Here is a 12211-nt window from a genome sequence, read left to right as displayed (position 1 = left end):
AATAGAATGGGTTTTTACTTAAAAATAAGTAAAAAAATTCCACAAAGAGATAACCCCTTTGTGGAATACCTAGAATTTTTAGCATAAAAAAAACAGGCTAACCTGTATCCTGTTAATTGCCTCTAATTAATTAGGCTGAAAGGTTATACTTAGACTTTCACAAAAGACACCACAAATAAAGGAAAATAATTCCCCATTTAAATTGCCTTTTGTTTCATATGCAGTTAATTCATAATCACCTCAACTACTACTGTCATAATAACACTCCTTTCACCTATTATATTTTAAGCTTTCAAATTTATTATATTATAATTTTTCTGAAATTTCAATAATTTCTCTATATTTTCTTTAATCCTTCATAGAATTTCTATCAATTTAGAAGCGCCATAAATATTGAGGACTAAATAAAAACAGAACCTGCTAATAAGTTTTCTATTAGCAGGTTCTGCAAACAAATATTACGAAAAATAGTTTATAATACTGACTATCTATTTGGGCAGATGATTTATAGTACTTTTACTATCTCATCATATCCTCTTCTAGCTCTTCTAGGATATAATGTTTTATCTTCTTTTAAATATCCTAGTGCTATTGTCATTACTATTGTTTTATCTTCACTTAATTCAAATTCTTTTTTTATACCTTCAAAATCAATTCCACTCATAGGATGAGAGTCTACCCCAAAATTTTTAGCTGCATACATTATAGACATTGATAATAATCCGCCGTTACTTTCAGCAAATTTAATTTTATTTTCCTCTGAAGTTCCATATAGATTATAAGCGGCTTGCTGTGTATTCTTAACTGCTTCCTCATCGTCATTTACAATTTTACGAAACTCTTGCCATACTGGATTATCCTTACTATATCCATTTTTATCTCCAACTATGATTAAAGTTACTGGCGCTTCTAAAACTTTTGGTTGATTATTTGAAAGTTTATAAAGCCTTTCTTTAGCTTCCTTTGATCTTACTGCAATTATACTCCAAGGTTGAAGATTAAAAGCAGAAGGTGCAAGCACTGACAAATCTATTATCTTCTTTAAAAGTTCCTCACTAATGTCTTTGTTAGTGTCAAAGAAATTTATTGCTCGTCTTTCTTCATATACTTTTTTTAAATCCATAAAAAATCCCTCCTATTTATCAAAAACTCCATTATTATAATCATCTATTGCTTTAATTATTTCATCACTGGTATTCATTATAAAAGGTCCATATCTTGCAACTGGTTCTCTAAGTGGATTTCCACTTATATATAAAAATCCGCCTTCCCCTGTAACTTCTATATTCCCACCACCAGTTATAAAGCACATATTGCCAGATTTTACAGCTACATTTTCTCCTTGTGCTTCTACGTTTATCTCTCCACTATGAGCATATAAGAGAACTATTTCCATTCCTTCCTTTTCAAATCTTCCACCATTAATTCTAACATCTATATAATCTACTGGTACTGTGGGATTTGTAGCTCCATTTTTATCTTTATAGGTTCCTGATATAAGTTTTACTAGAACCCCTTTTTCCTTTATAACAGGAATTTCTTCATTACTTATATGCCTATATTTAGGTTCAATCATTTTCTTTTCCTTTGGGAGGTTAAGCCAAAGTTGATATCCCCATAATTTTCCGTCTTCCATTACTGGCATTTCCTCATGAAGTATTCCTCTTCCAGTAGTCATCCACTGGACATCTCCTGAATTTAACACGCCTTCGTTTCCTTTTGAATCTCTATGCTTAAAACTGCCCTCTATCATATAAGTTATAGTTTCAATTCCTCTATGAGGATGCATAGGAAAACCTGCAATATAGTCACTTTTGTTATCACTTCTAAACTCATCAAGAAGATAAAAAGGATCTGCATTATCTAAATTTCTACTTCCTATAACTCTATTAAGTTTTACTCCAGCTCCATCTTTAACAGCTTCACCATTTATAATCTTTATCATAGGATTACCTCCTCTTCCATATTGTATATATTTTCTTTATTAATTATTCTTTATTGACTTTCTTATAAAATTAATTGAAATTATTTAACTTACCTTATGTAAGTATTGTACTAAAAGTAAGTATATATTGTCAAGTAAGTTTTTAATCTTTTTATATTTACTTTTATTTTTATAGAAATTAAATTATAATTGTAGTAGTAACTCTTTAATAAATTTAAGCATTTATAACATACTAGAATAAGAGGTGATATGATGAGTGAATTTCATATGTGTCCTAAATTTGAATATGCTTTTACATTACTAGGTAAAAAATGGACTGGACTTATAATAAAAGTACTTTTAAGTGGTCCTAAACGCTTTTCTGATATAAAAACTATGATTCCAGAGCTTAGTGATAGAATGTTAGCAGAAAGATTTAAGGAATTAGAAGGAGAAGGATTAATTAAAAGAATAGTTTACGCTGAAACGCCTGTAAGAATTGAATATGAACTTACTGAAAAAGGTAAAGAACTTGAAAAAACTATGGTAGAAGTCCAAAACTGGGCTGAAAAATGGGTATAGAGAATTTCTGTACGGATTTTAAAAATTAAAGTTACTTGATTTATAATTGCTGCTACTTATACAATTGAGAATTGACGATGGACAATTGACAATTATTGATACTTCTCCTTTATGGAGAAGTTTTAAATTAACTTCCACCCCTGGGGTATATAACATATTAAAAAATATTAGAGAAATTAAAATGCCTGAATAAGCCTAAAACATAAACTAAACTCTAAAATATACCCCTGGGGTGCAGTATGATATAAAACAATATTTAACACCTTAACTAATATTTTAATTATATTAGTTATCTCCATTAATATTGGTTTGAATTTTTAGGTATTGTTCCAAACTATACTTCACCTCAGGGGAACCCTAAAGGGCTTCACTGCTGTTCCCCAGAGGTGGAGAAAACTAGCAATTATATTGCTAGTAAAAAATAGTTAAAGAAATTAATTCGTAAGAATTAATTTCAACCTCAATTGTCAATTGTCCATTGTCAATCTTTCATTGAAAATATCTACTTTACTCTTGACTTAAAACCAACTTACTTCTAGAATTAAGTTAACTTGGTATACTTGGAGGTAAGCTTATGTATGAAAATTATTCAATGCCTATATATCAAAAAATAGCTTTGGATATAGCCAGTGGCATATATAAAGGAGATATTGAGGAAGGGAAAAAATTACATGGTCGCTCCACTTTAGCAGGAAAATATAATGTTTCTCCTGAAACTATAAGAAGAGCAATAAAGCTTTTAGAAGATGTGAATGTAGTTCAATCATCTAAAGGAAGTGGAATAACTGTTCTTTCAAAAGATAATGCTTTTAAATTTATAAATAAATTTCAAAATATAGAAAGTATTGCTTCTTGTAAGACTACCCTTGCGGACTTAATTGCTAAAAAGCGAAAACTTGAAGATGAGATAATGGAAACTATAAATAAAATAGTAGACCACTCTGGCAGATTAGGCAATATAACTCCAGTAACACCTTTAGAAATAAAAATTCCCGATAGCTGTAAGCTAATCGGTAAATCTATTTCTGAAGCTAAGTTTTGGCAAAACACAGGAGCCACTATTGTAGGAATAAAAAGAAATAGTTCTCTTATACTTTCTCCTGGTCCTTATGCAACCTTTAATAAGGGAGATGTGCTTTTACTTATAGGTGATGAAAAAGTATATAATTCTGCAGAAATATTTTTATCCGATGATTAGAAAGTATATCCAACTTAAAGTTGGACATACTTTCTAATCATCGGATTTTTAATTTAATTCACAACGTAAAATGCAAAATTCACAATTATGGATATTTCTCAGCAGCGGCTGAGAAATTTAGAATTAATTCTCATATTAATTCCCCAACCGTAGCGGTGAACATTGTTCGCCATAATATTTTTATATTAATATTAAATTTTGATATGTATAAAAAAAGCAACGAACAATGTTCGCCGCTACAAAAATCTATTAAAGAAATTAATTCGTAAAGAATTAATTTCAACCTTAATTTTCAATTGTCCATTGTCAATTCTCCATTGACTAAGTACTACTTAGATATTAATCCCTGTTCTATTAAGAAATCTTTAGCTACTTTTTCAGGTGATTCTCCAAGTTTATCTACTTTATAGTTTAAATCTCTCATTGTATCATCATTTATTTTACCGGAGAGCTTGTTCATAACTTCTTCAAGCTCTGGATGTTTTTTTAATGTCTCTTCTCGTATTATAGGTACTGCATAATATGGTGGGAAAAAGCTTTTATCATCCTTTAATACCTTTAAATCAAAGGCTTTTAACAATCCATCTGTTGCAAAGGAATCTATAACATCACTTTTCTTATTATCTATTGCAGTATATCTTAGTCCACCATCTACAGGTTTTAAGTCTTTAAAGCTCATATTATAATCTTTAATAAGACCTAAATATCCATCCTGCCTATTAGTAAATTCTATTGTCGGACCTATTACTAAATCATTACTTACCTTTGCTAAATCTGAAAAGCTCTCTAAATTATATTTCTCGGCTGTATCCTTAGTTACTGCTAACACATAAGTATTATTAAATCCAAGAGGATCAAGCCATTTTATATTATATTTATTCTCAAATTCTTCTGATACTATATCATAAACTTTATTTGGATCATTTACTATATCTTTTTTCAATATATTCACAAGACCTGTTCCTGTGTACTCTACATAGGCATCAACTTCTCCAGCAGTCATGGCACTAAAAGCAATATTAGTTCCACCTAGATTTAATTTTCTTTCAACTTTCAAATCAGTATCATTTTCAATTAAATCTGCTAGCATATTTCCTACTATAAGTTGTTCAGAGAAGTTCTTAGAAGCAATAACTATTTTATCGTTATTTCTACTAAATGCAAAAATAGTACCTGATACAATCACTATTAATAGTAAAGCTGCTATTAAAGGATTCTTATTAGATCTCTTTCCATTAGATACCTTTTTTATTTTCATAGTACCATCAGCCATCTTAATTCCACTAGGCGCTACTACTTTTTCCACTTTTCCAACTATGAAGTCAATTACTAAGGCTAATATACAAGCAGGTATAGCTCCAGCTAAAATCATATAGTTATCTACCGTTTGTATTCCTGAGAACACCATGTATCCTAACCCACCTGCACCAACAAAAGCTGCTATAGTCATAAGTCCAACTGCTGTTACTGCAGAAATTCTTATTCCTGCCATTATTATTGGAAGAGCTAAAGGGATTTGTATAAGTCTAAGGATTTGCCCTTTGGTCATCCCTATTGCCTTTGCAGCTTCTAGCATATCTGGATTTATATTAGTAAGACCTGTGTAAGTATTCTTTATTATAGGTAATAAAGAATATAGCACTACCATTAAAATAGCTGGCTTACTACCTATTCCTATTATGGGAATTAAAAATCCTAATAGTGCTAAGCTTGGTATAGCTTGAATGAGGTTTGCTAACATAAGTATTGGCTTAGAAGCTTTTTTAACCCTTGTTATTAATATACCTAAGGGAATCCCAATTAATATGGCAATGAATACTGCAAATACCGTAAGTTCAATATGTTCTAATAAAAGCTGAAAAATTTGCCCTTTTTTATCTACTAAAAATTCTAAAAAACCTTGCACTAAGCATTCACCTCCATGTCTATGAATTGTTCACTCAACACTGAAATTAAACTGCTTCTAGTGACTAATCCTACAAGCTTATCTTCATTATTTACAACTGGAACATATCCAATTTCATATTTATTCATAGTTTCTAATATATCTATTAAGTTATCTTCATCGTGTACACGTATAACGTTCTTTTCCATAACATCTTCAAGTTTTAAAACCATATTTGGATTTTTCTTTATATTTTTCAATGTAACTAATCCATTTAGAGTTCCATTTTTATCAGTTATTAATAAGCTGTCTACCTTCATACTTCTCATAATTTCGATTCCTTGAAGTATTGTTCTCTTACTACTTATTCTAACTGGATCTTCAATCATAATATCCTTAGCTTTTATATACTCAGGATTATTCCAAATTTTATTCTTTCCTATAAATTCTTCAACATATGTTCCTATTGGATTTCTTAATATGTTTTCAGGAGTATCATATTGTAATATTTCTCCCCCACTCATAATGCAAATTTTATCAGCAAGTTTTAATGCCTCATCCATATCATGAGTTACAAACACTATAGTTTTTTTAACTTCTTGATGAAGATTAAAAAGCTCTTCTTGAAGATCACTTCTAGTTATTGGATCAAGAGCACTAAAAGGTTCATCCATTAATATTATTTCTGAATCTATAGCAAAAGCTCTTGCAACACCTACCCTTTGTTGTTGTCCTCCACTTAATTCACAGGGATATCTATCTATAAATTTATCAGGATCTAATCCAACCATTGACATAAGTTCTTTAGTCTTAGCCTCAATCTTACTATCATCTAGTTTTTGTAACTTTGGTACTAACTCTATATTTTCTCTAACAGTCATATGAGGAAATAGACCTGTTTGTTGAATTACATATCCTATTCTTCTTCTTAATTCAATAGGATTTTCACTCTCTATATTTTTTCCGTCTATAAAAATTTCTCCAGATGTAGGTTTTATAAGTTTATTTATCATTTTTAATAAAGTAGTTTTACCGCATCCACTAGAACCAATAAAAACTACGAACTCACCTTTATCTATTTTTAGACTTATATTTTTCAAAACAGATGTATCCTTATAAGATTTTTTTATATTTTTAAATTCTATCATATTCTTCCTCCTTTTCTACAGAATATTTTACACTTTTCAACAGTAACAACTTAATTGTAGCATAAAGTTGTTACTTTTGCAAAATTCACTATTGGTATAAGAAAAATTTTATAGTTAGTAATACTATAGAATTTAGTATTTTCTAAGATAGCTTGTACTTATACATTAAAATTAAAAACCTATGAGAATTATAGAATTATNNATAATTCTATAATTCTCATAGGCCAAATTTTCAATATGCCTTACATTCTTTTAAAATTATTCTGCTGGAGCTACAAAGGTTCTACTTGCCAATTCTTGATCTAATAAATATAAAGAAGGACCTTCCACAAGTTTTAATTTAGAAATAACTAAATTTACAGTTGCTTCTTCTTCTATTTGTTCATTATTGAACCACTCCAGAGCACTAACAGTAGCATAGTCCTTTTCTGCCATAGCCATATCAGTAAGATCATAAAATCTTTTAGTAACTAATTGTTCATGTTTCAACGTTTCATCAAATATTTCTTGTAAAGAATTAAATTTTGTTTTGGGTGCTGGAATCTCTTTTAGTTCTACAGCAGCACCTCGTTGATTTATATAATTAAACAGCTTCATAGCATGAAATCTTTCTTCTTCATTTTGCACTAAAAACCAATTTGCGAAGCCATCTAAATTTTCATTATAACAATATGCTGCCATGGATAAATATAAATGAGCTGAATAAAATTCGTAATTGATCTGGTCATTTAATGCTTCAATTAGTTTCTCACTAAGCATAAGTACACTCTCCTTTTTTATTGTTAGTATTTGATTAAATTTTTTTTCTATTCTATACAAATTCGATCATCTGATCATATATGTAAATATTTTTAACTTTTGTTATTTATCAATGCTTTTTAATTATAACTGCTCCTAAACCTATTATTAATATTCCTATCCCCAATATTGATTTGGATGGGAATATATTACCGGTTTGAGGTAGTAGCATATTGATATACATTTTATCTTTAAACCCTGTCTTTACTTGTTCTGCAACTAAAATATCCTGTATAGATGTATCAAATGGCTCATAATATTTTTCAATATAACTAGTTAAATTAGTACTAATATCAATGTCAATATTTGAAATTTTATTTGTTTTTGGTGTTTTTACGTAAAATTCCCTATCTACAATCACTGTATCACCAACAGCTTCTCCATTACCATATACCAATGTTGCATTTTTACTTAGTAAATTTATTTTTATTTCTTCCGTTCTTTCAATATCTCCCTGTATTTTTATTGGTCCAAAATAATTAAAACCTTCCTTCTCAAAGGCAATTTTATTTATGGTGTCTTTATTATATTGAAAAGTAATCAAACTTTCTTCTTTATTTTCTTCTGCTTTACCTATAAGATATTTAACACCTTGTAATATTCTCTTATCTGCTATATCCTCTTCTACTGAAAATTTTATTATATCCCTATTAGCTTCTGTATAATGCCAAAGAGCTAATTGAGTTACTGCATAAGCTTCTTCTAAAGAGTAATAATTTTTTGGATCAAGACCACATTTTTTTGATAACATCTCTGGACTGACAACTGGAAAGCCATTTACAAAAACCTTATTTAGCTTATTTCTATCTATACTACTTGATAATTCTCCTAATTTATACTCTGTTCCATCATAGGAAGGGTATTTCTTATACATATCAATACAATAAGCATATAAATCTTTATTTTCTTTACTACTTATTATAAGAATTGTATCCTCTCTAATTCTTTTACCATTTTTTACATAAGAAAAATGCACATTAGCACTTTCTTTAGTAGGTCTTTTAGAAATAAATTCTCTTGCAACATCCTGAGCTTTAACAATATTGCAACTGAAAATAAATGCTACTAAAAATATTGTCAAAAATCTTTTTAGTTTTTTCATTTTTTCATCTCCTCAACAATTAATTGATCTTTAATAAAATTTTCCACATGTATTTTAATGAATAAATTAAGTTATATTTCTCTTATAAACATCTATAAAACTTCACTAATAAGCATGTTTTTTTTATTATTAGTTATATATAAGGTAATTATTCCTAAAACTTACCTCTTCCCCCTAAAGTAAATAAAAAGTAACTCTTACTTAACAAAAGTAAGAGTTACTGATTTGAAATTTTTTCGAATATTAATGATTTTCCTATTATTTTTTCTGTTTTTTTAGAGTATATTTTAAATTTTCACATTGGAAACCTATAAGGTCTCATCGAAAACTAAATATTTTTGTGATTTATTAACTGCTGCTTAACAGGTAAAGTAATTATAAAATTACTGCCTTCATTTATTTCACTTATTACTTTTATATTTCCTCCGTGCAATTCAACTAATGATTTTACCAAGGTAAGACCTATTCCACTACCTACCTTCTGCTTTGATATAACATTATTTACTTGTCCAAATCTATCAAATATTATTTCATGATATTCTTTCGCAATACCACTTCCATTATCCTTTACTGATATTTCGATGAAATCATCTTTATCATATATGTTAATCCATATAGTTCCACCTTCTTCAGTAAATTTAACAGCATTAGATATTAAGTTTATAATACATCTCTCTATGTCTCTAGCATCACATTCAATAAATTTTTCTTCAACTTCTGGATCTATTATAAGCTCTATACCGTTACTTTCTACAAATTGTTTCATAGACAATGCTATATCTTCTACTAAATATATGATATTTTCCTCATTGATATTTAATCTGTAACTTCCAGATTCAATTTTGGAGGTATCTATAAGCTCATTAATAGTATTTAAAAGACTGTTGGAATTACGCTTTATTATACCAACATATTTACTTAATATATCTTTTTCTAATACTACATCCTCTTTACACATCTTTTCAAATAATTGAACTGCAGATAATATTACATTTAGTGGACTTCTAAGCTCATGAGATAAGTTAATAAAATATTTATTTTTAAACTGTTCATTTTTTATGAGCTTTTTATATAATTTATCATTTTCTTCAAGCTTATTGTTTAGCTGAATAGTTCTTTGTCTTACTAAACTTTCAAGTATGGTTACATAGTTCCACACTATGTATATAACTATTAGAATTAATAAAGTATATAATAGGTATGCCCACCAAGTTTTCCAAGGAGGTCTTAAAACTGTAATAGGTATTTCCGTAACTTCACTCCATATACCATTACTATTTCTTGCCTTTACTTTAAAAGTATATTTTCCATGTTTAATATTAGTATAGCTAGCATAATTTCTATAATTCGAATATACCCACTTCTTGTCAACACCTTCTAATTTATAGGCATACTTTGTTTTAGTTGGGTTTTCATAATTTGGTAAGAAAAAATCTAAAGAAAAATTCTCTTGATTATGATTAAGTTTTATTTCATTCCTGATATCCATAGGTTTACCATTTATAGAGAAAGACTCTATCACCACTTTAGATGAATAATATTCTTTCGATAAATCTTCCGTATAAAAGCTATTTAATCCATTTACCCCACCAAAAAACATTTCTCCTGATTTACTTTGAAAATATGAATATCCATTGAATTCATTGCTTTGCAAACCATCGTTAATGTTAAAATTTATAATTCTATTATCATATACATCTATTTGAGCCAATCCCCCATTTGTACTTACCCATGGATTACCAAATTTATCTATTAGAACTCCGTAAACGTAATTATTACAAAGACCATCATCCTCAGTATATCTAATAAATTCTTCTTTCTCTTTATTAAATTTATTTACACCATAATGAGTTCCAATCCATAAGTTTCCATTTTCATCTTCTGTTATGGATTCTATACTATTATTACTAATGCTATTGCTATTTTCTTTATCATATTTATAATTCTTTATCTTATTAGTTTTTCTATTAAATTTAATTAATCCACCTTCTACTCCACATCCTAGCCACAAAATCCCATTAAAATCTTCATAAATTGCAGAGATATAATAGTCTTTTACCCCATTACTACTAAGTAGCCAATTATAATTAGTAAATTCTTCTTTTTCCTTATCAAAAGAATCTAAACCATGACGTGTACCAATCCATATAATCCCTTCACTATCTTCATATATATATCTTACTTCATTGTTTATTAAACTATTTTTATTATTGTTATTATTAAAGTATCTAGTAAATTTTTCTGTAGTCTTATCAAATTTATTTAATCCATAACTAGTAGCCATCCATAAATCGCCGTCTCTATCTTCAGTAATTGACCAAATACGATTATGACTAATGCTTTCGTCATTATTAGGATCATTTGTATATTGTTTTACTTCTCCATTTTTTCTATTAATAGAATTAAGCCCTCCACTATTAGTACCAATCCATATTACATCTTTATCATCTACATATATTCCATTTATCATATTGTCATTTAAGCTATTTTTTTCAGTTGCATTCTTTTTATAATGGTTAAACTTAGAAGCAGGATTTAGCATACTTATACCGCTATATGTTCCTATCCAAAGCATACCAGCTTTATCTTCATGTATATTTAATACATTATTATCTATTAAACTATCTGAATCATAATATTTATTTTTATATGTGAAGAAGTCATCAGCATCCCTGTTGTATTTACTTAATCCGCTTTCTGTTCCTATCCATAAAATTCCCCTGCTGTCCTGAAAAATAGTTTGAATAGAGTTAGATTGTAATTGATTCTTTTTATTACTGCTTTTATAATGTGTAAATTTATTAGTTTTTTTATTATATTTGCTTAATCCACCTATTAAAGTACCTATCCAAATATCTTTATTTTCATCTTCATAAATTTCAGTTATATAATTATCACTAATGCTATTCATATTTAAGCTGTCATGAGTATATCTTATAAATAAATTTTTTTCAGTATTAAAGCTATTTAATCCATTCTTAGTTCCAACCCAAATTAATCCATCACTGTCTTCATGTAATGAAGTAATAAAATCATGACTTAAACTATTACTATCATTTTTATCAAAGGAATATCTTATAAAGGTATTTGTTTTTTTATCATATTTATTTAATCCCTTATCTGTTGCAACCCATATATATCCTTTACTATCCTCCATAACATCCCATACATTATAGGATGATAAACTATTGATATTATTAGAATCATTTACGTATCTAGTAATTTTGTTTGTATAGGTATCTAACCTATTTAATCCTTTAGTAGTACCTACCCATAGAAAACCCTCGTTATCTTCTATAATTGAGTTTATGTAATTAGATGTTAAGCTGTTATCATCATTAAGATTATACTTATAAACTTTAAATTCATGACCATCAAATCTATTCAATCCGTCTGTTGTACCAAACCACATATAGCCCTTACTATCTTGAAAAATGCACTCTACGGAAGATTGAGATAAGCCATCCTTAATAGTTATTCTTCTAAACTTAAAGTTATTTTCTATAGCTTGTACAAGAAATTCATTAAAAAATAAGCTAAAAATTACTGCAATAATAAATACATTTAATTTTTT

9 protein-coding genes are annotated in these 12211 nt (G+C 28.3%); 2 read left to right on the top strand and 7 right to left on the bottom strand.

Annotation, left to right across the window (positions count from 1 at the left end):
- Nucleotides 1–505: 505 nt before the first annotated feature.
- On the bottom strand, nucleotides 506–1123 hold the full coding sequence (locus tag B3603_RS13085) for a nitroreductase family protein (protein ID WP_291565603.1): 618 nt from the start codon (nucleotides 1121–1123) through the stop codon (nucleotides 506–508).
- 12 nt (nucleotides 1124–1135) lie between these two features.
- Nucleotides 1136–1945 (bottom strand): pirin family protein, encoded by an 810-nt coding sequence (locus tag B3603_RS13080; protein WP_291565601.1) that lies wholly within the window; start codon nucleotides 1943–1945, stop codon nucleotides 1136–1138.
- 252 nt (nucleotides 1946–2197) lie between these two features.
- On the opposite strand from B3603_RS13080, the gene B3603_RS13075 reads away from it, so the two are divergent.
- Nucleotides 2198–2506, top strand: coding sequence for a winged helix-turn-helix transcriptional regulator (locus B3603_RS13075; RefSeq protein WP_291565599.1), 309 nt, complete (start codon nucleotides 2198–2200; stop codon nucleotides 2504–2506).
- Between the two features lie 574 nt (nucleotides 2507–3080).
- A complete protein-coding gene (locus tag B3603_RS13070; protein ID WP_291565597.1) occupies nucleotides 3081–3704 on the top strand; it encodes a TrkA C-terminal domain-containing protein in 624 nt (207 codons plus the stop codon).
- A 328-nt stretch (nucleotides 3705–4032) separates the two neighbouring features.
- On the opposite strand, the gene B3603_RS13065 is transcribed toward B3603_RS13070, so the two are convergent.
- The 5 genes from B3603_RS13065 to B3603_RS13045 all read right to left on the bottom strand — a co-directional run.
- A complete protein-coding gene (locus tag B3603_RS13065) occupies nucleotides 4033–5610 on the bottom strand; it encodes a glycine betaine ABC transporter substrate-binding protein (protein ID WP_291565595.1) in 1578 nt (525 codons plus the stop codon).
- On the bottom strand, nucleotides 5610–6737 hold the full coding sequence (locus tag B3603_RS13060) for an ABC transporter ATP-binding protein (protein WP_291565593.1): 1128 nt from the start codon (nucleotides 6735–6737) through the stop codon (nucleotides 5610–5612). The genes B3603_RS13065 and B3603_RS13060 overlap by 1 nt, the downstream gene beginning before the upstream one ends.
- Before the next feature lie 258 nt (nucleotides 6738–6995).
- Nucleotides 6996–7496: a ferritin gene (locus B3603_RS13055; protein WP_039630758.1), complete on the bottom strand. Its 501-nt coding sequence runs from the start codon at nucleotides 7494–7496 to the stop codon at nucleotides 6996–6998.
- A gap of 109 nt (nucleotides 7497–7605) precedes the next feature.
- A complete protein-coding gene (locus B3603_RS13050) occupies nucleotides 7606–8637 on the bottom strand; it encodes a thioester domain-containing protein (protein ID WP_291565590.1) in 1032 nt (343 codons plus the stop codon).
- Between the two features lie 328 nt (nucleotides 8638–8965).
- Nucleotides 8966–12211 (bottom strand): ligand-binding sensor domain-containing protein (locus B3603_RS13045; RefSeq protein WP_291565589.1); only part of this gene is annotated, 3246 nt, incomplete at its 5' end.

Origin of the sequence: Clostridium sp. UBA2485 (genome assembly GCF_002341865.1) — a bacterium.
Lineage (GTDB): Bacteria > Bacillota > Clostridia > Clostridiales > Clostridiaceae > Clostridium_J.
The sequence above is the reverse complement of the archived record's forward strand: the minus strand, read 5'-3'. Positions and strand labels throughout refer to the sequence as shown.